Consider the following 25,311-nt stretch of genomic DNA (forward strand, 5'->3'; position numbering starts at 1 on the left):
AAATTATTTGGAGAAAATATGAATATCCATGAATATCAAGCTAAACAAATTTTAGCTAAATACCAAATTCCTGTTCCTAGAGGAAAAGAGGCATTTACTGCTGAAGAAGCAAAAGCTATAGCAAAATCTTTAAAAAGCAATGTTACTGTAGTAAAAGCACAAATTCATGCTGGAGGAAGAGGAAAGGCTGGTGGTGTAAAATTAGTAAAGTCTCCGGAAGAGGCTTATGAACAGGCTAAGAATTTGTTAGGTAAGGTATTAGTTACGCATCAAACTGGTCCGGAAGGTAGAGAAATTAAATGTCTTTATATTGAAGAAGGTTCTGATATTGCAAAAGAGTATTATGTAGGTATGGTGGTTGATCGTAGTACTAGTACAGTGACTTTTATGGTTTCTCAGGAAGGTGGGATGGATATAGAAGAGGTTGCAGCTAAGACACCTGAAAAACTTATAAAACAAATTATAGATCCTGCAGTGGGAATACAGCCATTTCATGGTAGAAAAATGGCTTATGCTTTAGGATTAAGTGGTGATTTAGTTAAGAAGTTTACTGTATTAGTAGCTAATTTATATAAGGCTTTTATAGAAACTGATTCTAGTCAAGTAGAAATTAACCCGTTAGTTATAACCAAAACTAATGAAATAATTGCTCTAGATGCAAAAATTAATTTTGATGATAATGCTTTATTTAGACATGCAGATATAAAAGATATGCGTGATGAAAATGAAGAAGATCCTCTTGAAAGAGAAGCGGCTGATGCTGAATTAAGTTATGTAAAGATGTCAGGTAACATAGGTTGTATGGTTAATGGAGCAGGCCTTGCAATGGCTACAATGGACATAATTAAACTATATGGAGCTGAACCAGCTAATTTCCTTGATGTAGGAGGTGGAGCTGATAAACAAAGAGTAACAAAAGCATTTAAGATAATTTTATCTGATAAAAATGTTAAAGCTATCTTGATTAATATATTTGGAGGCATAATGCGTTGTGATATTATAGCTGAAGGAGTTATAGCTGCTGCTAAAGAAGTAGGATTATCTGTACCACTTGTAGTTAGATTAGCTGGTACTAATGTTGATTTGGGTAAGGAAATTCTCAGTAATTCTGGGCTAAAGATTATAGCTGCTGATGATTTAGGAGATGCTGCAGATAAAATTGTTAAAGCTATAAAATAAAGGGATTTATATGTCTGTACTTGTTAATAAAAATACTAAAGTTATATGTCAGGGTTTTACGGGTTCTCAAGGGACTTTTCATTCTACCCAAGCTATAGAATATGGTACAAAAATGGTAGGAGGCGTAACTCCTGGTAAAGGAGGAACTAGCCATTTGGAACTACCTGTATTTAATACAGTAAAAGAAGCTGTGGATGTTACAGGAGCGAACGCATCTGTTATATATGTTCCACCACCATTTGCAGCAGATTCAATTTTGGAAGCAATCGATGCTGAATTAGAGTTAGTAGTATGTATTACAGAAGGTATACCTGTATTAGATATGGTAAAGGTTAAAAGAGCATTAGCTGGTTCTAGAACAAGATTAATAGGGCCTAACTGTCCAGGAATAATCACTCCTAATGAATGTAAGATAGGTATTATGCCAGGTCATATTCATAAAAGAGGATCTGTGGGTATAGTTTCTAGATCTGGTACTCTTACCTATGAAGCTGTAGCACAAACTACTGCGCTTGGATTAGGTCAATCTACATGTATTGGTATAGGTGGTGATCCTGTAAACGGTACTAACTTCATTGATTGTTTAGAATTATTTTTAAATGATGAAGAGACTAAATCTATTATAATGATAGGAGAGATAGGTGGTTCTGCGGAAGAAGAAGCAGCTGTATTCTTGAAAGAGTCTAAAATTAAAAAGCCTGTAGTAGGATTTATAGCTGGTAGAACAGCTCCTCCTGGTAAACGTATGGGACATGCAGGAGCTATTATTTCTGGTACTAGAGGTAGTGCTGAGCATAAATTAGAAGCAATGAAATCCTCTGGTATAATAGTAGCGGAATCTCCTGCTGCAATAGGTAGAACATTAAAAGAATTGCTAGGTTAATGTAAAAATCGGTAGTAAAATGTACGAAGAAAAAAATAGTTATTTATATCCTGCAAATGTATCTTTTATAGAAGAATTATATGCTAAATACTTAGAAGATAAAGAATCTGTAGATAAAACGTGGCAGGATTTTTTTGCTTCTTTTCCAAATGAACAAGAATTAAAAGCTTCGTGGACTAAAATTGATACTAAGGTTATTTTAGGTCCAGAAAAAACTCCAGAGATTAAGGGCAAAGCTATTCCTGTAGAATCTAATAATAAACTGCAAGTAAAAGCATTAATAAATGATTATCGTAGATTAGGGCATTTTGCTGCTGATTTAGATCCATTAAAATTAGAAAAAACACCTTCCATTAATGATTTAGGATTGGAAGCAATTAACTATGGTTTTGCTGAATCTGATTATGATCAAAATCTTCCTGAAGAAATAGAGGGATTAGGCTTAGTTACTTTACGAAAATTAGAATCTTTCTTACAAAAAGTATATTGTAATCATATAGGAACTGAATTTCTACATATAGAAAATAAAGAAGAAGTTGAATGGATTAAAAATAAAATAGAATCTTTGCCTTTTGAAAAGGAATTTTCTGCAGATAAGAAAAAATCTTTATTAAAAGATATTATTCAAGTAGAAGGCTTTGAGCAATTTGTACATAGTAGATTTCCTGGAGCAAAAAGATTTTCAGTAGAAGGTGGTGCCAATTCTATTTGTGTAATAGATGAAATTATTAATAAATCTACAGATTTTGATGTTAAAGAAGCCATTTTAGGTATGGCCCATAGAGGAAGGTTAAATGTTTTAACTAAAATTGTGGGAAAACCTTATAAACATATGTTAGCAGAATTTAGTGGTACAAAAGCTTATCCGGAAGATTTAAATGTAGATGGAGATGTTAAATATCACTTAGGTGCTTCTGGAGATAGAGAAGTTAATAATAAAAAAATATACCTTTCTCTTACCCCCAATCCTTCGCATTTAGAAGCTGTAAATCCAGTTGTAGCTGGGAAAGTCAGAGCAAAACAAGATTTCTGTGGAGATAAAGAACGTAATAAGATAATGGGCATTCTTATTCATGGTGATGCAGCTTTTACAGGTCAGGGTGTGGTAGCAGAAACTTTAGTTCTTGGAGAGCTAGAAGGGTATTGTACTGGAGGTACAATACATGTTGTTATTAACAATCAAATAGGTTTTACAACAGATCCTAAAAAAGGTAGGCCTAATAGATACTCTACCGAGTTTGCAAAAATTATAGAAGCTCCTATATTTCACGTAAATGGCGATGATATAGAAGCTTTAATAAGAATAAGCCATATAGCGGTAGAGTTTAGACAAAAATTTAAAAAAGATGTAGTTATAGATGTAACTTGTTATAGATTATATGGTCATAATGAAACTGATGAACCAGCATTTACTCAACCTATTATGTATAAAAACATAGGAAAACATAAAACTTCTGCTGAAGTATATGCAGAAAAACTTATAGAACAAAAAATTATTAATGTCGATGAGTTTAAGCAAATTAAAGAAGATTTTTTCAAGTATCTAGATCAAGAATTAGAAGCAGCAAAATCATACAAACCTAAAGAAGCTGATTGGTTGTCAGGTAAATGGCAGGGGTTTGAAAGAGTATCAGATGAAGGATTTATTGATAAAGAAAATACAGGTGTGGATATTGATAAATTGAAATCTATAGGGAAAGCATTAACTAATATACCTTCTGGATTTTCAGTTAATTCTAAAATTAGTCGTCAATTAGAGCTTAAGAAAAAAATGCTTGAAACTGGTGAAGGAATAGATTGGTCTACAGCTGAATCTTTAGCTTTTGGAACTCTTTTATCTGAAAAAATAGCTGTAAGGCTTAGTGGTCAAGATTCTGGTAGAGGAACTTTTTCGCATAGACATGCTGTTTTAGTAGACCAAGAAAATAATTCTAATTATATACCTTTAAATAATTTAAACCAAGAGCAGTCTAATTTTGAGGTTATAGATAGTAATTTATCCGAATATGCGGTATTAGGATTTGAATATGGCTACAGCTATGTTGAGCCAAAAAGTTTAGTATTATGGGAAGCACAATTTGGTGATTTTGCTAATGGTGCTCAAATTATTATAGATCAGTTTATAGCAGCAGCAGAAACTAAATGGCTTAGAATGAGTGGTTTAGTGATGTTACTTCCACATGGATATGAAGGGCAAGGCCCTGAACATAGTTCAGCACGTTTAGAAAGATTTTTACAGCTTTGTGCGGAATATAATTTACAGATAGCTAACTGCTCAACACCAGCTTCGTATTTTCATATATTACGTAGGCAAATTCATAGAAAATACCGTAAACCTTTGATCATAATGTCGCCCAAATCTTTGCTTAGACACAAGTTAGCTATTTCAAATCTTAAAGAATTTTCTGGTGATAGTAAATTTAGACCTTTAATTCCTGAAGAATTGTTAAACCCTAATGATAAAGATATTAGAAAAGTAGTATTTTCTAGCGGAAAAGTATATTACGATTTACTCGAAGAAAGAAATAAATTAGGTATCAATGATGTGGCTTTAGTAAGATTAGAGCAATATTATCCTTTACCGAAAGTAGCTATAATAGAACAGTTGAAGAAATATAAAAATGCTGAGTTTGTATGGTGTCAGGAAGAGCCTAGAAATATGGGAGCATGGGGATTCTTGAAAGATAAATTTGAAGAATTATTGCAAGAGTTAAAATTATCGAATAAAGTACTTCTTTATGCAGGTAGAAAAGAGGCAGCTTCTCCTGCTTCTGGGTATAAAAAGACTCATGATCAAGAGCAAGAAACACTTATAAAAGAAGCATTAAATTAAAAAGTATGTGGAGTATAAAATGGCTATAGATATAAAAGTACCTCAACTTGGTGAATCTGTTACTAGTGCTACTATTGCAAAATGGCATAAAAATCCGGGTGATGCAGTAAAAGCAGATGAATTACTAGTAGAGCTTGAAACAGATAAAATTACTATGGAGGTTAACGCCCCAGTTTCAGGCGTATTAGAGGCTTTAAAAGTGCAAGAAGGGGATACAGTAGAAGTTGGGCAAGTAATAGGTGAAATAGCTGAAGGGAAAGTATCTGAACAAAAAGCGGATAGTAAAGGATCTGAAAAAAAAGTTGAAACTAAAGCTAATGAACGAAAACCAGAAAAACAACATGAATCTGAGGTACTAGCTCCATCAGTTCGAAAACTTGTAACAGAAAATAATTTATCACCTAACAATATACCGGGCACTGGTAAAGATAATAGGATTATAAAGGGAGATGTATTACAAGTATTGAATTCTAAGGATAATTCTTCTGGAATAAGTAATGATAGACAGGTGGAAAGAGTAAAAATGACTCGTCTGCGTAAGCGTATAGCAGAACGTCTAAAAGAGTCACAAAATACAGCTGCTATTCTTACAACTTTTAATGAAGTTGATATGAGTAATGTTATGGCATTACGTTCTAAACATAAAGATATTTTTGAAAAGAAGCATGGCGTAAAATTAGGATTTATGTCATTTTTTATTAAAGCAGCAATAGTTGCTTTGCAAGAAATACCAGCTGTGAATGCTGAAATAGCAGGAGAAGAAATTATATATAAAAACTTCTATGATATGGGAGTAGCTGTAGGTACAGAGCAGGGATTGGTTGTGCCAGTAATACGTAATGCACATAAGTTGTCATTTGCAGAAACAGAAAAGACTATGGTATTACTTGGGAAGAAAGCAAGAGAAGGTAAGTTAACTTTAGATGATTTATCTGGAGGAACATTTACTATTTCTAATGGAGGAGTATATGGTTCTTTATTATCAACTCCTATTATTAATCCTCCTCAATCTGCTATTCTTGGAATGCATAATATACAAGAAAGACCAGTAGCTATTGCTGGTAAAGTTGAAATCAGGCCTATGATGTATCTTGCTTTATCGTATGATCATCGTATTATTGATGGGAAAGAGGCTGTAACATTTTTGGTAAGAATTAAAGAAAATATAGAATCTCCAGATAGATTATTATTGGGACTATAGTACAGTTTTATACAGAATAATAAAAAGGATATAAAATGACTCAAGATAATTATGATGTTGTAGTAATTGGTGGTGGTCCTGCAGGTTATGTTGCGGCCATAAAGGCAGCTCAATTAGGAATGAAAACTGTATGTATAGAAAAGAGAGGAACTTTAGGTGGAACATGTTTGAATGTTGGATGTATACCTTCTAAGGCTTTGCTTGAATCGAGTAAGATCTATGAAAAAACTCTTCATGAAACAAAAGAACATGGGGTAATTTGTAATAAAATTCAATTAGATTTAGCTACGATGTTAAAACGTAAAAATGAAGTAGTAAGCACTTTGTGTAAAGGAATTGAAGGCTTATTCAAGAAAAACAAGGTAGATTATATAATAGGGACTGCTAAAATAGAAGAAATTGGTAAGATTTCTATTACAAATGATAAAGATAAACAAACTATATCTTCTAAAAATATTATAATTGCTACAGGTTCTGAAGTAACTACGTTGCCTGGAATTTCAATAGATGAAAAATATATAGTTTCTTCTACAGGAGCTCTTTCTTTAGAAAAAGTTCCTGAAAAAATGGTAGTAATTGGTGGTGGATATATAGGGCTAGAATTAGGTTCGGTCTGGAAACGTTTAGGTAGTGAAGTTACAGTAGTTGAATTTTTAGATAAAATAGTGCCAGCTATAGATTCTGAAATAGGTAGAAACTTACAAAAATCTCTTGAAAAGCAAGGTATAAAATTTGCTTTAGGTAAAAAAGTTTTATCGGCAGTTGTAATAAATAATAAAGTGAAATTAGAAATAGAATCTGTTTCAGAGGGAAAAAAAGAACAATTAGAGGTAGATGTAGTTCTGGTAGCTGTTGGACGTAAGCCATATACTTCAGGATTAGTTTCTGAAAATTTAGGATTAAAAACTGATACTCAAGGAAGAATAGAAGTGAGTGATCATTTTGAAACTAATATTAAAAACGTATATGCAATAGGAGACGTTATAAAAGGACCTATGCTTGCTCATAAGGCGGAAGAAGAAGCGGTTGCAGTTGCAGAAATTATAGCTGGTCAAGCAGGTCATGTGAATTATTCTACAATTCCTAGTGTTGTATATACTTGGCCAGAAGTGGCAATGGTTGGTAAAACAGAAGAAGAATTAAAATCGCAAGGCATTACATACAAAGTAGGCAAATTTCCATTTGCTGCAAATAGTAGAGCGAGAGCTGTGGCTGAGACTGAAGGTATGGTAAAAATTATTGCTTGTGATAAAACAGATAAGATTTTTGGTGTTCATATTATAGGTCCAGAAGCAGGAACTATAATAGCTGAAGCTGTAGTTGCTATGGAATATGTTGCTTCTTCAGAAGATTTAGCAAGAATTTGTCATGCTCATCCTACGCTAAATGAGGCTGTAAGAGAAGCTTCAATGGCAATTACTATGAAAACTATAAATTTCTAAAAATGTAAGTGTATATATTATCTTGACTTATTAGTATGTATAAGTTAATAAAAGAGTAGCATAATTGTAGGAGTTAAAAATGACTAGACGTTGTAGTTTAACAGGTAAGTCTGTATTAGTAGGACATAAAGTCTCTCACTCAAATAAAAAGAGTAAAAAAAGGTTTCTTCCTAATTTACAAAAGCTCACTTTAACAAGTGATATATTAGGTTGTAGAGTAAGATTAAGAATATCTCCCAATGCTTTACGCACTGTAGAGGCAAAGGGCGGTTTGGATTTTTATTTACTGCAAACTAAGGATGAGCAATTAAGTGTAGATGCTTTAGATATAAAAAAACGTATAAAGAAAGTGTCTAAATTAAAAGAACAAAGTAGTGTGGTGGAGTAAGGTTTATGGCTAAAAAAGGTATTCATCCTAAATATAAACCTTTTACCATTATAAGAATGGATGGTTCTAAATTTGTGACTAATTCAGCTAGTGAAGCGGATCATTTATCTTTAGATGTTGATTTCCAAAATCATCCAGCTTGGTCAGGTGGGGTCGCTAATCAAATTAACCAAAAAGCTACTACTGTAGCTAAATTTAATAAAAGATTTGGTTCGATTAGTTCATTAAAAAAGAATAAAGAATCAGATACAAACTCCTAACAAAGCTTAGGAGTTTTGCTTCTATAATTAATCATGAAGCTATTATTTTCTTCAAAATTAGTTTATTATTTTTGGTAAAGCAGAGTTTTTTACTTTGATGTATTATATATAATACCCCAGCCTCTGTAATAATATAGTCAAGTATGTATCAACTATATTATTTTTTACTAAAAATGCATAAAAGAAAGTAATTTACGCATGACAGATACTAAAGCTACTTTAAGTTAGACCTAATAAACACCGATCACCTCTTAACTTCTTTGCTTCTCTTATCTTAGCTCTTATCGCATTCCAAATTAAACCTAATAAACCTAACTTAACTTATCCATAGTTCATACAATAAGAGTTGCCAAAAAGTATAATCTGATCAATGATAGGTTGGTAGGATGGGTAAACTGTATCCATAGGTGAAGATTTACTTCGAACTTCAGGCCTTGACCCATCCTAATAAATATGATTATGAACGGATGTCGTAAGTATAAATTTTGTATGAACAGGTAGTAACATATTCGATAATATTATAGAAGATGAGATATAATATGATAATTTATCTTAATAAACATTATATTAATCTTACAGATTTAATTTTAGTATTTGAATCTACAGGTAATTAATAACATTTATATTATTATTGATCTCATAAATATGAGAAGCTTACTATTTTTTATTACTGTCATTTGAATTGAAAATCATTTTGCCAATAAGCGTTTCAAGATTCACAGAAGATTGAGTATATTCAATAGTTTCACCTGATTTTAATAACTGTGGAGCTGATCCAGGAGTAATATCAATATATTTTCCTCCTATTAAACCACTACTTGCAATTTGTGCAGAAGAATCTTTAGGTATTTTTATTTCGCCATTTATAGACATTTCTACAACAGCTAAGTATGATTTAACATCAAGAGTTTGTTTTGTTACAGTTCCCACCTTAACACCAGCAATGGAAACATCACTACCCAAAGTAATACCATCTACACGTTCAAATTTTGCCTTTACAGTATATCCATTACTTACAGGTTTAACATCTCCCCATTGGTAAGCAAAAAACGTGAATGTACCTGCAATTATGAGTACTAAAGCTCCAATCAATGTTTCAGTAAAATTATCTTTCATATAATCCTTTAAATATTAAGGTTGCCATGGTTGATAGTCATTTATGGTACGGTCATGTTTATCATTTTTATTTACATGCCCAGAAGGTATATAAGCTAAATCGGTACCTGTCATATTTACAGTACGTTTGTTTTGCCATTTATAAGTAATATTATTTTTAGGTATTATATCCGTTTTGTAATGCATCCAAGAATGCCACAGAGGAGGAATTTTGCTAGGTTCAGCAATACCTTTATATAATATTATACGTTTTGGTTTTTTTTCAGAATTTAAGCATTTTGATAAATAATATCTATTACCAAACTCATCTTCGCCAACTTTTTTAGCAAAAAGCCATACTGAAAGCAATGTACCTATAATCGCCATTAATTACCTACTATTTATATATTAATATTATTATACAACAATTTTCGTTATACGCAAATTCCATAATTAGCAGTTTTTCGTAAAAGTTACTAATAGCTAAGAATTAAAAATGTTACAACTATTAAATCAAATTAAAAGTTTTTAAATCTATTTATTTAATAACAGTTGTGCTTCATTTCTACCTTTAACAGCTAATTGGTCTGCTACGTCATTCCATTTATTGCCACTATGAGCACGTATCCAATGCCATGTTACATTATGTTTTAAGGTTTCATATTCTAAACTTTGCCATAATTCAATATTTTTTATGGGAGCTTTATTGCTAGTACGCCAATTATTCTGTTTCCAATTATGTATCCATTTAGTAATACCTTCGCGTAAATAATTACTATCTGTGTATAGATTTACCTCACATCTTTTTTTTAATAATTTTAATGCTTCAATTGGGGCAGTTAATTCCATACGATTATTTGTAGTATATTCTACGCTCCCATATATTTCCTTAGTTGTTGTCCTATAAATCAATACAGCTCCCCATCCTCCTGGCCCCGGATTACCACTACATGCACCATCAGTATAAATCTCTACATCTGACATTATCCTAGTCCTATAAAAGATTTTATTTCTGATAAATGTTTACTAGCAAGATCATTGGCTTTTTCATTACCTATTTTAATAATGGAATCTATATAATTTTTATCTTCAATTAATTCTAATATTCTTGTGGTAATAGGTTTCATTTTTTCAATAACTAAATCTGTAAGTTGTTTTTTAAAGATAGCAAAACCCTTGTTACTAAATTGATCAATTACTTTTTCTATAGAAGAGCTACTCAGTATTGAATAAATATTAATTAGATTGGTAGCTTCAGGTCTATTTTCTTTGTCATATGTAATTGTAGGGAAAGCATCGGATTTAGCTTTCTGGAGTTTTTTTGCTATTAAATCTGCATTATCTGTTAAATTTATACGTGAATAATCAGAGCTATCAGATTTACTCATTTTTTTTGTGCCATCACGTAAGCTCATTATACGTGCTGATTCTTTTGTAATTAGAGCTTCAGGCAAAGGAAAATAATCTTCTTTTATATAACGGTTAAAAGCAGATGCCACATCACGTGTAAGTTCTAAATGTTGAGTTTGATCTTCGCCTACTGGTACTATTTGTGCTTTATACACTAATATATCAGCAGCCATTAATACCGGATAGCTATATAACCCTAAGGAAGCTTGTTCACGCGCTTTTCCAGCTTTTTCTTTAAATTGAGTCATCCGATTAAGCCATCCAAGGGGAGTAATACAACTTAATATCCATGCTAGTTCACTATGGGCTGATACTGAGCTTTGGATAAAGATAGTAGAATTAGTAATATCTATACCACTTGCTATATAGGTTGCTGCTGTTAACCTAATAGCATTTTTTAATTCTATTGGGTTTTGAGGTAAAGTAATTGCGTGTAAATCTACTATACAAAAATAAGAGTCATATTTATTTTGTAAATTTACCCAATTACTTATAGCACCTAAATAATTACCTAAATGTAAAATACCTGTAGGTTGTATTCCTGATAAAACACGCTTCATATATACCTAAATTTTAAAAATAGCTCTATCTATTTTGACTCTGTCAATAACATGGATATTAATTCCTAAATAAGATTAATAGCTGATAAGTAAATAATATGCTAGTAGATATATTGAATTTATTATAAGGATAACTTTTTCGTATATCGCTCGATAGAAGAATAGGAATATTATTAATAAATTAACTATTGTATTTTTTTCTTTTTACTAATAATTAATGTAATTATCGTATATTAATAGAATGTTTAAATATTTTTTTTATTACATTCTTATATTTATAACATCGGTTAATATAAGTTTAGCTGATAATCAAACTTGGAATAAAATAAGAAGTAGAGGATTAAAAGTCGGTAAATTATATGAAATTTCAAGCGGTACAGGCTTCTTTATAACTCCTTCTGAGATAGTTACTAGTGCCCATGTAGTAGAAAATTGTTTGACTATTAGTGTAAGAGGTGCGGTTAATCCAGCTTCAGCATTTTTGCTTGCACAAGATATAGAAAATGATTTGGCTTTGTTAACTACAGATGCTCTTGCTCCACAAATAGCATATTTACGTTCAAATATTGATTTAAGAGTAGGGGAAAACTTATTTATAATTGGTTATCCTAACAATAGAGCCCATGAAGGAATCCTTTTAACAAAACAAGCTCAATTATAGTAAATTAAGTTGATAAAGACATGATATATGATATATTAAAAAGCTCATAAACCCAAAACAGTAGAAGCAATGGCATATTCCTTAGATTTACGTAAAAAAGTAATTCACTATGTTAATAAAGGTTATACCAGAGAAGAAGCTGCAAGAATTTTTGGCATAGGTGAAAGAACAATTTATAGATGGTTATCGAGATCGAAATCCGGGAATTTAGCAGCCACACGAGCAGCTAAGCCATGGAAGAAGCTTGATCCAATCAAATTATTAAACGAGGTGTCTAAAAACAGCAATTGGCTATTATCTGATTTTGCAAAGGTTTTTAATGTGTCTACAGCTGCTATCTGTTTGGCATTCAAGACTTTGGGGATCACACGAAAAAAAAGACCACACTCTATCGTGAACGGGATGAAGCAAAACGGCAATTATTTTTGGCAGCTATCGCAAACTATAAAGCGGAAGATATAGTTTATATTGATGAGAGTGGAATTGATAGCTATTTGTACTATTCTTGGGGATACAGTCTCAGAGGAAGTAAAGTTTATGGTGATATCTCAGGTAAAAAACATGATTGAGAAAGCTTTATTGCAGGTAAGGTTGGGAAGAAAATTATTGCGCCAATGTGTTTCAAGGGCACATGTAATACAGAAGTTTTTAACGAGTGGGTTAGTCAGTGTTTGGTGCCCGAACTAAGATTTGGTCAAGTTGTAATACTTGATAATGCAACGTTCCATAAGTCAGCTAGAACTAGGAATTTAATAGAAGATATAGGCTGTAAACTTTTATTCTTACCACTTTACTCTCCTGATCTCAACCCAATTGAAAAATATTGGGCTCATTTAAAAGCTAAAATCAAACCTATCATTACTAATTTTAATAACCTTAGCGATGCTATTGATTATGGCTTCTCTATGCCATTCTCAACTTAATTGACTATAACAAGCGATACCCCAACGCAACAGAAAAATATTGAGTTAAGACCTCTAAAAACATCAAAAATAGTAAATCAAAAAGGCGAAGTATTAGATTATAAGAATATACCACTTATACAAAAATCCTTAGCAGAAGAAGCCAAAGCATTATATGATTCTAAATTTAATAAGAAACAAAACATCACAGATCAACCTTCCTCTAGAAGAGAAGAAAAAAGTCAAAAAGAAAATATAAAATTACCTTCAAGCAAACCTAATAGAGGACCTCAACGGTAATCTTAGGTTACATTAATACTACCCCTACTTAATATTAAAAAGAGATAAACAACAAAAGGGAGGATTAAGTTCAACTGAACTCTATCACCTAATCAAGATAATTTTACTGCTTTATCTAATAGGATTAAGATAATATATTTACACCTTCTCTTCCTAGTAGCACATATAGCAATATTTTATATATTTATTGATAATAGTTTATTCTAAGGGTTGTAATTTTGCTACATTTGGTCTATATAATCTTAGCGAAATTACAAAAAGAATTCTGATCTTTATATAAAATTAGATGGACAATTATATTAATGACAACAAGAGAATTTGGATTTCAAATCAATAATATTTTAGGTAAAGCTCGTACTGGAATAATTTCTACAGCTCATGGTGAAATACATACGCCTGCATTTATGCCAGTTGGTACAGTTGGCTCTGTTAAAGCTATGACCACAGACGCAATTAACCAAACGGGTGCTGAAATTATTCTAGGGAATACTTATCATTTAATGCTACGTCCAACTGCTGAGCGCATATATGAGCTGGGCGGATTACATAAATTTATGAATTGGAACAAACCTATTCTTACAGATTCAGGTGGTTTTCAAGTAATGTCTCTTGCTAAATTACGCACTATAAGTGAACAGGGAGTAGTATTTAAATCCTATTTAGATGGGAAGCAGCACATGCTTTCTCCAGAACGTTCTATGGAAATACAATATTTTCTTGATAGTAATATAACTATGATTTTTGATGAATGTACTCAGTTTCCAATAGAACATAAAGAAGCTGAACTTTCTATGAAACTATCTTTAAGATGGGCAGAACGTTCAAAACTAGCATTTAAAGAGCGAAAGGGTTATGGTTTATTTGGAATAGTACAAGGTAGTGTTTATAAAGATTTACGCTTAATATCTGCTAAAGAACTACACAATATAGGTTTCGATGGATATGCTGTAGGTGGCATGACAGAAACTCAACAAGCATTATATGAAGTTCTAGATTATACTATACCAAATTTACCCGAAGATAAGCCACACTATGTTATGGGTATTGGAAAACCTTCCGATATAATAGGTAGCGTTATAAGAGGTGTAGATATGTTTGACTGCGTTATACCAACACGTTCTGGACGCAATGGTCAAGCATTTGTGAGATCAGGCACTATTAACATACGAAATTCTAAATACTCTACAGATCTCAGGCCTCTTGATGAACTATGTAAATGCCCAGCATGTATCAACCATTCTAGAGCTTATTTAAATCATTTAGTCAAAACTAAAGAAATTTTGGGTTCTATATTAATGACTTGGCATAATTTAACTTTTTACCAGGACCTAATGGCCAAAATTAGAGAATCAATTAACATAGGTGATTGGAGCATTTTAGAAGAGTGGCTCGGTTATTCAATTAAAGATATGGTAGGTTGTTGAATTAATCATAATATAAAGCAGCTCCTTCAAACCAAGAGTTTCCATCTATTCCATCAAAACCAAGTATATTTTCTATACTAAGTAATAGGCAAACAATCATTATAATTAGTCCAAAGAATATGCTGCTTTTACTTTGGTATTTGTATCCATTATATCCATTGAGCTTTTAAGATTTTCGATATCGCTTTCTCTCATTTCTTTTGATTTATTTATATTAATACTATTAATATTATCTAATAGGCAGCTTGAATTCCATATCTTTGATTGCCATTTTTTTGTTTATCAACATTTAAAAATTAATATTATTATAATGTTAAAAGGATGTAAATATAAAAATATTAATATAAATTAAAACATAAAGAACAATAATTACTACAAGGACAAAATATGTTACAAGATTTAATAACTTTTCCTAATCATTGTACCAAATATAAATCTTTACATGGTACAGCTTCTTCTATGAGAACAGAATTGGACATTGAAGATGCCTTACCTTTCATTGAGAAAATTATAGATCAGAACTTAATATATGTATTTTCTGCACTTAAAGGGCAATCTGCTACCGATATGTATATTGGCACTGCTCTTCAATGTAAAGATATTGTTAAAAATTTTATAGCTACACATGTAGAAGAAAATTTTGATGGCGTATTGGTAGTAGGAAATGAATCAAGCGTTATTTATGAATGTGCATAAATTTATAGCTAAATTATAATATAATTGTTATATTCTTTAATTTACTATATTAATAATATATGAACAACTAATAGTTTATCTTGTATTATGTAGAACAGTTTGGTTCCTAACACAATGTATATTTACAATAAATCTTTCTGCTCTAACATGAGGATTATAGCTAGATATTAAATTTTGGCTTACGTTAGTTTTATAATCTACATTATTTTTTTTTAAAAAATCTACAAGCGGTGCTAAGCCAATAGCCATACCATCAGTTTTAAATGGCTCTGAATAAATAGGTATCTCTTGCTCTGCTTGATTTAACGTTACTGTGTAATATTTTCTTTTAGCTTCTACTACTCCTACAACATTGCCTTGTGTATCAATAACCGGCCCTCCACTGTTTCCTCTCTCAATTACTGCTGTAAATTCTATATAATTTAAATTATTATTTTTTAATCCTAACCCAAGTATAGTCAATTAAGTTGAGAATGGCATAGAGAAGCCATAATCAATAGCATCGCTAAGGTTATTAAAATTAGTAATGATAGGTTTGATTTTAGCTTTTAAATGAGCCCAATATTTTTCAATTGGGTTGAGATCAGGAGAGTAAGGTGGTAAGAATAAAAGTTTACAGCCTATATCTTCTATTAAATTCCTAGTTCTAGCTGACTTATGGAACGTTGCATTATCAAGTATTACAACTTGACCAAATCTTAGTTCGGGCACCAAACACTGACTAACCCACTCGTTAAAAACTTCTGTATTACATGTGCCCTTGAAACACATTGGCGCAATAATTTTCTTCCCAACCTTACCTGCAATAAAGCTTTCTCGATCATGTTTTTTACCTGAGATATCACCATAAACTTTACTTCCTCTGAGACTGTATCCCCAAGAATAGTACAAATAGCTATCAATTCCACTCTCATCAATATAAACTATATCTTCCGCTTTATAGTTTGCGATAGCTGCCAAAAATAATTGCCGTTTTGCTTCATCCCGTTCACGATAGAGTGTGGTCTTTTTTTTCGTGTGATCCCCAAAGTCTTGAATGCCAAACAGATAGCAGCTGTAGACACATTAAAAACCTTTGCAAAATCAGATAATAGCCAATTGCTGTTTTTAGACACCTCGTTTAATAATTTGATTGGATCAAGCTTCTTCCATGGCTTAGCTGCTCGTGTGGCTGCTAAATTCCCGGATTTCGATCTCGATAACCATCTATAAATTGTTCTTTCACCTATGCCAAAAATTCTTGCAGCTTCTTCTCTGGTATAACCTTTATTAACATAGTGAATTACTTTTTTACGTAAATCTAAGGAATATGCCATTGCTTCTACTGTTTTGGGTTTATGAGCTTTTTAATATATCATATATCATGTCTTTATCAACTTAATTTACTATATATAAAACAAAATTAGATATATAGTATAGTAAATTAAGCTGTATCTGACACTAGGCTAAGAATAAAGCAAAGCCTCCAAATAGTAGGCAAACTTTGAGTGAACCGCGTCCCGGATTCAAATCAATTTACTATAGCCAGTTATAGAATAATTGTGGAGAGATGTGATAAATCTTAAACCAATTTAACTAAAATATCACTTTGACTATGGAATAACTACCAACTCCTAGCAGGAAAAATAATGTTATAGCAAAGTAAAGAGGCCTTAGACCAACAGTCTTGATTTTCTTGATATTTGTTTCAATGCCAATAGCTGCCATAGCCATAGTCATCAAAAATAAATCAAATCTGTGTATTAATATTTCTACATTTTCTGGTAATAAATATAAAGAATTAAAACAAACTACCATAGCAAAAGTGACAGCGAACCAAGGAATTATTAGCTTAGGATTCTTTATTCCGGTTATATTAGAACTTTTATTTTCATACATAGATAGTAAAATTAGTATAGGAATCAATAATAATACCCTAGTCATTTTAACTATAATCGCTATATTCGCAGCATCCTGACTAACCTGATTTCCAGCAACAACTACTTGCGCTACTTCATGAATAGATGCGCCAGCAAAAATACCAAATTGGTAGGTAGTTAAACTAAATATACTGGTATGTTGTAATAGAGGAAACAAAAACATTGCAATTGTACCAAAAATTACTACAGTACCTACTGCAACACTTGATTTATAAGTTTCACTTTTAAGTACACTTTCAACTGCCAGCACTGCAGCTGCCCCACAGATTGCAGAGCCTGAAGCAATTAAAATAGCCAAATGCCTATCAAGTTTAAATAATTTTATACCAATTAATACACCTATAGCTAAAATAAAGCTTACCACGAAGATATCGAGTAGCAATCCCTCTACACCAATTAAAGCTATTTGCTGTAAACTTACCCTAAAACCATATAAAATTATTCCTAAACGGAGTAATTGCTTAGCTGAAAACTCAATACCTGTTATCCATTTGATACTCACCTTAGAATGAATAGTATTGCCATATATAATTCCAAGTATAATAGCAATAACTAAGGGACTTATACCTAAATTAACCATAATAGGAAGCTCTGCTAAATAGATTGCGCTGCCGGCAAATAACGAAACAAATACTATCCCAAATATAGTATTAATCATATGTTCTCTAAAAAAATGCATCTAAATCCTTACCTTATTACCCCGACTTTATTGGAAATATTAGCAGATATGTTAGAACTAAAGAATATTAAGTTATATTGCAGTTCAGTAAGCAAAACATTTAAAAGTAACTATCCCTTACTAAGATAAATGTAAATTAATAAAAAATCTAAGGTTCTATTATAATTTTTGTTGTTTTAGATTCTGATTCTTCAGTTAATCTCATTTCAAGCCAAATAGCATTTAGAATAGAAAAAGTACATGCAAGACCGAGCCCAAGTACCCACGTAAAATACCACATAATCTTCTCCTAATATAAATTTTTTTGATTTTGCACTAATACTTTACCTCTAATAACTTTATATACCCAAGAAGTATATAGCAAAATGATTGGTAAGAAAAATATTACAGCTAGCATCATAGCATATAAAGTACCCCTACTACTTGACGCATCCCATACAGTTAAGCTGCTTGATGGAGAAGTACTAGAAGGTATAATAAAAGGAAACATACTAAGTCCCACGGTTGCCACTATACAAGCAAGAGCCGTAGCACTAGTTATAAAACTTAATTTTTCTCTTTTAAGATTAACAAGTAAAATTGTTAAAGCTAAAGCTAGTAAACCAATGATAGGTACTATTTTAAAAATAGGATAACGCATATAATTATCACTCCATGCTCCAGTCTTCATTGTAGCCATTTTATATAATGGATTAGAAGGCCCATGTTCAACATAAGATCCTTTTAATATATATCCTGGCAAATTATGAGACCAAAAATATCCGCAAATAAACAATATCGCAAGCAAACCAGCTGTTATATATATTATTTTTCTACAACGGTCTGCAATTACAGCCTCAGTTTTTAAGACCAAATATACAGCCCCATGCATAATAACCATAAGCAAACTTATACATCCACAAAATAAGGTAAAGGGCTTAAATAAATCAAGAAATTTGCCACTATATATTACACGTAAATTATCATCAAACATAAATGGTATACCAAGTAAAACATTCCCAACCGCTACACCAAATACTAAACTCGGGACAAATCCTGAGATAAATATACATATGTCCCAAATTTTGCGCCAAGTATTATTATCAATTTTATTACGAAAATCAAAACCTACCGGACGTAAAATTAATGCTAACAATACTAATAACATGGCATAATAAAAACCTGAAAACACTAGTGCATATATAGCAGGCCAAGCAGCAAATATTGAAGCAGCTCCAGTTATAAGCCATACTTGATTACCTTCCCATACAGCAGCAATACTGTTCATTAAGACTCTTTTTTCAGCATCATTTTTTGTAACAATAGGCATTAATATAGCTACACCCATATCAAACCCATCCATAATAATAAATCCTATTAATAATAAACCAAGTAACACCCACCAAATGACCCTTAAAGTTGTATAATCTAACATCATAGTTTCTGGAAACATCACATACCTCTCATTAAACTTCTATATAAGATGGACCTAATTTTACATATTTTTTCATTAGCATTATATCTATAACCGCAAGAGTACTATAAAATATTATAAAAGCTATTAAACTAAATAATACGTTAGTACTTGACACACTTGACACACCTAAAAATGTAGGCAATATTCCTTCAATTGCCCAAGGCTGTCTACCATATTCTGCTACGATCCAGCCAAGTTCTGCAGCAATCCATGGTAAAGGTAAGCTAAATAACATGACATAACACAGTCTTCTCATAAAGACCGTATCATAATTTGAAACCTGCTTTAAGTTGAATAAGTAAAATACTATAGCAAATAGTATAATAAAATATATACCAAGTCCTACCATTATTCTAAAAGACCAAAATAACGGTAACACATTAGGTATAGTACTTTGTGCTGCTGTCTTTATTTCAACCACACTTGCATTTTCTATGTCATTTCTTTGTTTCTTCAGAAGTAATGCATATCCTAAATCTTTAAAATGCTTATTTAAAATATCACGAGCATTTATATCATATCTATTTTCTTTAAACTCAGATAATGCTTTATAGGCAATGAGACCATTTTTGATTTTAGATTCTGCTTCTATAATTAATTCATTAATACCTGGTATTTGTGTATTAAATGATCTAGTTGCAATTAACCCAAGTAAATAAGGCACCTTAATTGTGTAGTGAGTTGTGTGATTTTTTTGATCCGGAATACCAAACAACACCAAATCAGCAGGAGCCTTCTCTGTTTCCCACATTGCTTCTAAAGCCGCTATTTTACTTTTCTGATTCAAAGTTGCTGTATAGCCACTTTCATCACCAAGCACCATCACAGATAAAGCGGATAATAAACCAAAACTTGCTGCAACAAAAATTGATCTTCTTGCTATTTCCACTTCTTGTTTTTTTAATATATAAAAGGCACTAATTGATAATACAAACATAGAACCAACTACATAACCTGCGCTTACTGTATGCACAAATTTTGCTTGAGCTACTATATTAAAAAATACCTCATATATTGAGGTTAATTCCATTCTTATCGTTTCTGGATTAAATTCTGCTCCTACAGGATTTTGCATCCATCCATTTGCTACTAAAATCCATAAAGCAGATAAATTTGCTCCCAGCGCAGTTAACCATGTAACTAACAAATGTTGTAATTTTGAAAGACGATCCCATCCATATAACATTAAGCCTACAAAAGTAGATTCTAAGAAAAAAGCCATTAACCCCTCTAATGCAAGTGGTACTCCAAAAATATCCCCTACATAATGAGAGTAATAAGCCCAATTGGTACCAAATTGAAATTCCATGGTAATACCTGTTGCCACGCCCATAGCAAAATTAATCGCAAAAAGCTTTGACCAAAACTTGGTCATCTTTTTCCAAATAATTTTAGAAGTCATTACGTATACGCTTTCCATAATGGCTATAATAAATGCTAATCCTATTGTCAAAGGCACAAAAAGAAAATGGTAAATTGCTGTAACAGCAAATTGTAGTCGTGATAAATCAACTAATGTATTATCAATCATTCTTAGCCTCTGCATTAATATAAGAAGTAAATATTTTTGTTTGTACTTTTTGAGGGGAGATTATAACTTTCTGATTATAAAAAAACACCACCATATTATTATTAGCGCTATCATCTTGCACATTATAATTCTAGATATTTCTTTTAGAAATTTACTCATTACCACTGCAAATTCTAATAATTAATAATTAGGTGATTACAAGCTACAATACATATTAAAAAATTGCAATATTTTTATACCTAATATTACAATTTAGGCTATATAATGTTAAATTCATTGAAACTTAATTGACAATGATAAATTAAGCTTTTAGTATACGATGAAAAATAAGGGGGCCATAGCTCAGTTGGTAGAGCGTTTGAATGGCATTCAAAAGGCCGGGAGTTCGATTCTCCCTGGCTCCACCAGGAAAAGCAAGGTTTATAAAGAAAGGATCTAAAGCAAAATCAAAATAAAGTGACCAATAAGTGACCATTGACAAATAAATTTTTGAGAGTTATTTCTAGAAAATGATTATCTAAATGAAATGTTTGAATCTATTATTTGTTTTATTTTTTCTTAGGATCATGCACTAAAACAGAAATGATTTCTTTTAACAAAAACAAAAAAATATTATCTCGTAATCCAGAAAATTTATCTGAAACAAGACATATTCCTACTGTCAAAAAACCCTATATTCTTTTGCAATATCCTTTAGATCCAGAGCATGAAACTTATTGTTCTCAAGGAAATGCTAATTTAGAAGGGAGCCATTCGCATGATAATATATTATATGCAATAGATTTCTTAACCCCTCCGAATAAAGAAGCTGGTATAATCCGTTCTGCTCATGAAGGGACAGCTTATGTGTACGATAAATGCGAATTTCGGAAGAATGATTATAATAGTTTATAATCTAGATGGATGTGGTAACGGTTATGGAAATCATGTTAGAATCTTACATCCAGATGGATATTTAACTATATATGCCCATCTTTCATATATAACTATCAAAGATAAATCTTATGTTAAAATAGCAGATAAAATAGGTATTGAAGGTGTTTCAGGAAATGCTGGAAAACGACACCTACATTTTGGTTTACATTTACCTGAAAATATTCAACAAATTGCACAAGAACCTGGTTATACTGGTATATCCATACCTTTTGATATGAGACTAATTATTAATGAGAAAGTTCAAATATTATCTTCTACCGATATAATATGTAGTAATAATTTATCTACTCCTTTATTAAAAGGTGTAAAATAGTCTTAAATCTGATTAGCAATTTTTTCCAAAATAAAGTTAATCATTGTAATTATAAGTTGTGAAGTTGCAAGTCTCATTTTATTGCTATCCTCTTCTTTATATTCCATAATATCTACGCTTTTTATATTAAGTATAGTTTTTATTGTGTGCCCAATATTTCTACATTTAGTAATGCCTAAAAACACAGTATGAAAAAACGTATACTCTTCAGTCTCAATAAGCTTTAAACGCTGTTGATTTTCGATAGCCCAGGGGAGATTATAATTGCCTTGAACTTCTTTTTCAATAAGTACTAAATTTTCAGTAACTTTATTATTATCAATTTTAGGAAGAGTGAATTTTTCAACTGAAGACCAAAAATCAATTATATTTTTTGTTTCATCTGACATATAATTATCATAAATATGAATTCAACCATAAATGATTTTTACCAATTAATAGACATACAGTCTTAATAGTTTGGGATTTTTCACTCGTCAAGAGGAATTTTCTATCTTGATCTGGTTCAATAGAAATTCTAAACCCAAGCCCTTTAATAATAGATAATGCTGTATCAAATTGTGGAGCTAAATTTTAAAATAATATATTAAAAAGAAATAAGGTTAAGAAAAAATTATATATCCTCTACACAATTTGAGATGATTATTGCATCTATAGATAAGTCCTTATATAGTGAATATCTATATAAAATTTTATAAAAAGTGACCTAACAAAACATGACTGATACGAAGAAAATACTAATTACTGGAGGTGCAGGATTTATTGGTTCTAATTTTATTCATTATTTTCTTAATAAATATCCTACTTACCAGGTCATAAATCTGGACAAATTAACATATGCAGGTAACTTAGCAAATCTAGATAATATACCATCTTCTGCAAATTATGTTTTTATTAAAGGTGATATTTGCAACTCAGATTTACTAAATAAAATTTTTTCTGAATACAGCATTAACTCTGTGATTAACTTTGCTGCAGAATCACATGTTGATAATTCGATAAAAAACCCAAAAGAGTTTATCACAACTAATGTATTAGGTACCTTTACTTTATTAAATATTGCCAAAACCTTTTGGCAAGATAAAATGATTAAAAATGCTTCTGATTGCCGATTTCATCATATTTCAACAGATGAGGTATATGGTACACTTGGAGATACAGGTTATTTTACTGAAGAGACTCCTTATGCACCTAATTCTCCATATAGCGCCTCTAAAGCTGCCAGTGATATGATAGCTAGAAGTTATATTCATACTTATGATATGAACATCACTATTTCCAATTGCTCTAATAATTATGGTCCAAGACAACACTATGAAAAATTAATACCCACTATTATAAATAATGCTTTGCAAAATAGACCTATACCTATCTATGGAAGCGGTATGAACATCCGAGATTGGTTATATGTCGATGATCATTGCCATGCTATAGATTTAATTTTTCATCAAGGTAAAAAAGGGGATATGTATAATATCGGAGGTAATAATGAACAAAATAATTTACAACTTGCTAAATTACTCTGCACTTTATTAGATAAAATACATCCTAAAAAGAATAATGAGTCTTACCAAAATCAAATCCATTTTGTATCAGATAGAGCAGGACATGACTATCGATATGCTATAGATTATTCAAAATTAAAAAGAGAGTTAAATTGGCATCCATCACAAGATTTCGATGCAAATTTAACAAAAACTATTAAATATTATTTAGAAAAATTTTAGGTTGATACCATGCCATATACATATCAGGATAATTATTTAAAACTCTATCCTTCTGATGTTCAGCAAGTAAACATATGGCAAGAGAAGGCTAGAGATATTGTAGCTGAATATTTTAAAACTTCAACAAATAGTCTTAATTATAGCGTATTACATCCAATAAGAATAGAAGAATACGATTATTTAACAAAAATTGCTCAAAAGATTATTAATAATTTTAAACAAATAATAATAGTAGGAATGGGAGCTTCGAGTCTAAATCCTAAAATGACTACTTCTTTAGGGTATACAAGGAATAATATCAGTATAAAATATCTAGATACTACTGATCAATTGTATTATACCCAGGTAATGGAAAATATTAATTTACGTGATACGTGTTTTTTGGTTATTAGCAAATCTGGAAATACTATAGAAGTTTTATCACTCATTGGGGCAATTTTACATGATTTTCAAAAGCAACAAATTACTAAATATAGTAATAATTTTTGTATTATTACAGGTAATGGAGATAATCCTCTTAGAAACATTGCTACTAAAATAGGAGCCATCATCCTAGATCATGACGAAAATATAGGAGGTAGATTTTCAACCTTTACGAATGTTGGTATACTTCCTGGGTTGATTGCTGGCTATGATATCAAAGCCTTTATTAATGGAGCTAATTCAGTTATTAATTCTCTTTGGCAAGAGAGAGAGAATAGTTTACCTGTAAAAGCTGCAATATCACTATTATTATTTAATAAACCCCTATTAATTAACATAGGTTACCTAAAAATATTTTCTGATTATCTTAATTGGTATAATCAAATTGTTTCAGAATCGCTTGGAAAGAATGGTCGGGGTTTTACTCCTTTAAAAAATCTAGGCCCTATGGCTCAGCATAGTATGTTTCAACTATATTTAGACGGGCCAACTGATAAAGTTTATAGCTTTATATATGCTAAAAATAGCACTCCAAAAGGAGATATTATAATTGGAGATATACCAATACTCACATCATATAATTTAACAAATAAATCTCTTGCCCAAATTAATTATGCTCAATTTATAGCTAGTGCAACTTCTTTGGAAGAGACTCAACCCGTGCGCAAAATTATTTTAGAACAGTTAAATGAAGAAAATTTAGGTATGTTAGTTATGCACTCTATACTTGAAATTATAATTTTAGGTCATTTAATGGAAGTTGATCCCTTTAACCAACCAAGTGTGGAAAAGATAAAAACTACAGTGCTTAAATTGTTGTAAATAAGGATGAATTTGTATTATATCACGTTATCAGGGAACTGTTCCAATCAGAAATTTTTAGGAAAATATATAGTTTTTTCAGCTTCCTTAACAGATAGGAATAATGAGCAAAACCTACTTTTTGTTAGGTGAACATTGATCGACACCGTACGCAAATTCAAATGTTTTTACTATAAATATATTTGAGGAACGCAGATAAATTTTGACAACCAAATTCTTAAAAAAGGTCTGATTACAAAAGTTCTAATATACATAATTGCCCTTTATCAGC

The 25,311-nt window shown here is 31.2% G+C and carries 29 protein-coding genes and 1 tRNA gene; 18 read left to right on the forward strand and 12 right to left on the reverse strand.

What is annotated here, in order from left to right:
• The first annotated feature begins 18 nt into the window (after positions 1–18).
• From sucC to rpmE, 7 genes are all read left to right on the forward strand, one after another.
• Complete coding sequence (sucC, locus tag NOVO_04600) at positions 19–1,179, forward strand: Succinyl-CoA ligase [ADP-forming] subunit beta (GenBank protein ID AIL65298.1); 1,161 nt, start codon at positions 19–21, stop codon at positions 1,177–1,179.
• Between the two features lie 10 nt (positions 1,180–1,189).
• Positions 1,190–2,062 carry a Succinyl-CoA ligase [ADP-forming] subunit alpha gene (gene sucD, locus NOVO_04605; protein AIL65299.1) on the forward strand — a complete coding sequence of 291 codons (873 nt, stop codon included), beginning with the start codon at positions 1,190–1,192 and terminating at the stop codon, positions 2,060–2,062.
• A 19-nt stretch (positions 2,063–2,081) separates the two neighbouring features.
• Positions 2,082–4,895, forward strand: a complete 2,814-nt coding sequence (gene sucA / locus NOVO_04610; GenBank protein AIL65300.1) for a 2-oxoglutarate dehydrogenase E1 component — start codon at positions 2,082–2,084, stop codon at positions 4,893–4,895.
• A gap of 19 nt (positions 4,896–4,914) precedes the next feature.
• Positions 4,915–6,096 carry a Dihydrolipoyllysine-residue succinyltransferase component of 2-oxoglutarate dehydrogenase complex gene (sucB, locus tag NOVO_04615; GenBank protein ID AIL65301.1) on the forward strand — a complete coding sequence of 394 codons (1,182 nt, stop codon included), beginning with the start codon at positions 4,915–4,917 and terminating at the stop codon, positions 6,094–6,096.
• Between the two features lie 35 nt (positions 6,097–6,131).
• Positions 6,132–7,538 (forward strand): Dihydrolipoyl dehydrogenase 3, encoded by a 1,407-nt coding sequence (gene lpd3, locus NOVO_04620; protein AIL65302.1) that lies wholly within the window; start codon positions 6,132–6,134, stop codon positions 7,536–7,538.
• A 79-nt stretch (positions 7,539–7,617) separates the two neighbouring features.
• On the forward strand, positions 7,618–7,926 hold the full coding sequence (rpmB, locus tag NOVO_04625) for a Ribosomal protein L28 (protein ID AIL65303.1): 309 nt from the start codon (positions 7,618–7,620) through the stop codon (positions 7,924–7,926).
• Between the two features lie 5 nt (positions 7,927–7,931).
• Complete coding sequence (gene rpmE / locus NOVO_04630; protein ID AIL65304.1) at positions 7,932–8,186, forward strand: Ribosomal protein L31; 255 nt, start codon at positions 7,932–7,934, stop codon at positions 8,184–8,186.
• A 657-nt stretch (positions 8,187–8,843) separates the two neighbouring features.
• Here rpmE and mlaD read toward each other — a convergent pair.
• From mlaD to trpS, 4 genes are all read right to left on the reverse strand, one after another.
• A complete protein-coding gene (mlaD, locus tag NOVO_04635) occupies positions 8,844–9,302 on the reverse strand; it encodes a putative phospholipid ABC transporter-binding protein mlaD (protein ID AIL65305.1) in 459 nt (152 codons plus the stop codon).
• A 15-nt stretch (positions 9,303–9,317) separates the two neighbouring features.
• Entirely contained in the window at positions 9,318–9,668 is a 351-nt protein-coding gene (locus NOVO_04640; protein AIL65306.1) for an NADH dehydrogenase, read from the reverse strand.
• Between the two features lie 147 nt (positions 9,669–9,815).
• Complete coding sequence (rnhA, locus tag NOVO_04645; GenBank protein AIL65307.1) at positions 9,816–10,265, reverse strand: Ribonuclease HI; 450 nt, start codon at positions 10,263–10,265, stop codon at positions 9,816–9,818.
• Complete coding sequence (gene trpS, locus NOVO_04650) at positions 10,265–11,251, reverse strand: Tryptophan--tRNA ligase (protein AIL65308.1); 987 nt, start codon at positions 11,249–11,251, stop codon at positions 10,265–10,267. Before trpS ends, rnhA begins: the two co-directional genes overlap by 1 nt.
• Before the next feature lie 241 nt (positions 11,252–11,492).
• Here trpS and NOVO_04655 point away from each other — a divergent pair, with 241 nt between their 5' ends.
• From NOVO_04655 to NOVO_04680, 6 genes are all read left to right on the forward strand, one after another.
• Complete coding sequence (locus NOVO_04655) at positions 11,493–11,912, forward strand: hypothetical protein (protein ID AIL65309.1); 420 nt, start codon at positions 11,493–11,495, stop codon at positions 11,910–11,912.
• Positions 11,913–11,981: 69 nt separating this feature from the next.
• Complete coding sequence (locus NOVO_04660) at positions 11,982–12,374, forward strand: Transposase (GenBank protein ID AIL65310.1); 393 nt, start codon at positions 11,982–11,984, stop codon at positions 12,372–12,374.
• A 152-nt stretch (positions 12,375–12,526) separates the two neighbouring features.
• On the forward strand, positions 12,527–12,835 hold the full coding sequence (locus tag NOVO_04665; GenBank protein ID AIL65311.1) for a hypothetical protein: 309 nt from the start codon (positions 12,527–12,529) through the stop codon (positions 12,833–12,835).
• A complete protein-coding gene (locus NOVO_04670; protein ID AIL65312.1) occupies positions 12,836–13,114 on the forward strand; it encodes a hypothetical protein in 279 nt (92 codons plus the stop codon). It begins immediately after the preceding gene.
• Positions 13,115–13,416: 302 nt separating this feature from the next.
• Positions 13,417–14,538: a Queuine tRNA-ribosyltransferase gene (gene tgt, locus NOVO_04675; protein AIL65313.1), complete on the forward strand. Its 1,122-nt coding sequence runs from the start codon at positions 13,417–13,419 to the stop codon at positions 14,536–14,538.
• Positions 14,539–14,925: 387 nt separating this feature from the next.
• Entirely contained in the window at positions 14,926–15,234 is a 309-nt protein-coding gene (locus NOVO_04680) for a hypothetical protein (protein AIL65314.1), read from the forward strand.
• Between the two features lie 75 nt (positions 15,235–15,309).
• On the opposite strand, the gene NOVO_04685 is transcribed toward NOVO_04680, so the two are convergent.
• From NOVO_04685 to cydA, 7 genes are all read right to left on the reverse strand, one after another.
• On the reverse strand, positions 15,310–15,696 hold the full coding sequence (locus NOVO_04685) for a hypothetical protein (protein AIL65315.1): 387 nt from the start codon (positions 15,694–15,696) through the stop codon (positions 15,310–15,312).
• Positions 15,697–16,005, reverse strand: a complete 309-nt coding sequence (locus NOVO_04690) for a hypothetical protein (GenBank protein AIL65316.1) — start codon at positions 16,003–16,005, stop codon at positions 15,697–15,699.
• Between the two features lie 152 nt (positions 16,006–16,157).
• Positions 16,158–16,550: a Transposase gene (locus NOVO_04695; GenBank protein ID AIL65317.1), complete on the reverse strand. Its 393-nt coding sequence runs from the start codon at positions 16,548–16,550 to the stop codon at positions 16,158–16,160.
• 259 nt (positions 16,551–16,809) lie between these two features.
• Positions 16,810–17,832 carry an integral membrane protein gene (locus NOVO_04700; GenBank protein ID AIL65318.1) on the reverse strand — a complete coding sequence of 341 codons (1,023 nt, stop codon included), beginning with the start codon at positions 17,830–17,832 and terminating at the stop codon, positions 16,810–16,812.
• A gap of 148 nt (positions 17,833–17,980) precedes the next feature.
• Positions 17,981–18,112, reverse strand: coding sequence for a putative outer membrane lipoprotein (locus NOVO_04705; GenBank protein ID AIL65319.1), 132 nt, complete (start codon positions 18,110–18,112; stop codon positions 17,981–17,983).
• Between the two features lie 9 nt (positions 18,113–18,121).
• The gene (cydB, locus tag NOVO_04710) at positions 18,122–19,264 is read right to left on the reverse strand and encodes a Cytochrome d ubiquinol oxidase subunit 2 (protein AIL65320.1); all 1,143 of its coding nucleotides are present in this window, start codon (positions 19,262–19,264) and stop codon (positions 18,122–18,124) included.
• 13 nt (positions 19,265–19,277) lie between these two features.
• On the reverse strand, positions 19,278–20,819 hold the full coding sequence (cydA, locus tag NOVO_04715) for a Cytochrome d ubiquinol oxidase subunit 1 (protein ID AIL65321.1): 1,542 nt from the start codon (positions 20,817–20,819) through the stop codon (positions 19,278–19,280).
• Between the two features lie 331 nt (positions 20,820–21,150).
• Here cydA and NOVO_04720 point away from each other — a divergent pair.
• The 3 genes from NOVO_04720 (at position 21,151) to NOVO_04730 (ending at position 22,068) form a co-directional block, all read left to right on the forward strand.
• A tRNA-Ala gene (locus tag NOVO_04720) sits at positions 21,151–21,226 on the forward strand.
• A 175-nt stretch (positions 21,227–21,401) separates the two neighbouring features.
• Positions 21,402–21,713: a hypothetical protein gene (locus tag NOVO_04725; GenBank protein AIL65322.1), complete on the forward strand. Its 312-nt coding sequence runs from the start codon at positions 21,402–21,404 to the stop codon at positions 21,711–21,713.
• Complete coding sequence (locus tag NOVO_04730; protein ID AIL65323.1) at positions 21,664–22,068, forward strand: Peptidase family M23; 405 nt, start codon at positions 21,664–21,666, stop codon at positions 22,066–22,068. Before NOVO_04725 ends, NOVO_04730 begins: the two co-directional genes overlap by 50 nt.
• Positions 22,069–22,070: 2 nt before the next feature.
• Here the strand turns inward: NOVO_04730 and NOVO_04735 are convergent, their stop codons facing one another.
• Positions 22,071–22,457: a hypothetical protein gene (locus tag NOVO_04735; GenBank protein AIL65324.1), complete on the reverse strand. Its 387-nt coding sequence runs from the start codon at positions 22,455–22,457 to the stop codon at positions 22,071–22,073.
• Positions 22,458–22,784: 327 nt separating this feature from the next.
• Here NOVO_04735 and rffG point away from each other — a divergent pair, with 327 nt between their 5' ends.
• Together rffG and pgi are read left to right on the forward strand one after the other, a co-directional pair.
• A complete protein-coding gene (rffG, locus tag NOVO_04740) occupies positions 22,785–23,795 on the forward strand; it encodes a dTDP-glucose 4,6-dehydratase 2 (GenBank protein AIL65325.1) in 1,011 nt (336 codons plus the stop codon).
• A gap of 9 nt (positions 23,796–23,804) precedes the next feature.
• Complete coding sequence (gene pgi / locus NOVO_04745) at positions 23,805–25,040, forward strand: Glucose-6-phosphate isomerase (protein AIL65326.1); 1,236 nt, start codon at positions 23,805–23,807, stop codon at positions 25,038–25,040.
• The last annotated feature ends 271 nt before the right edge of the window (positions 25,041–25,311 follow it).

This window comes from Rickettsiales bacterium Ac37b, from assembly GCA_000746585.2.
Lineage (GTDB): Bacteria > Pseudomonadota > Alphaproteobacteria > Rickettsiales > Arcanibacteraceae > Ac37b.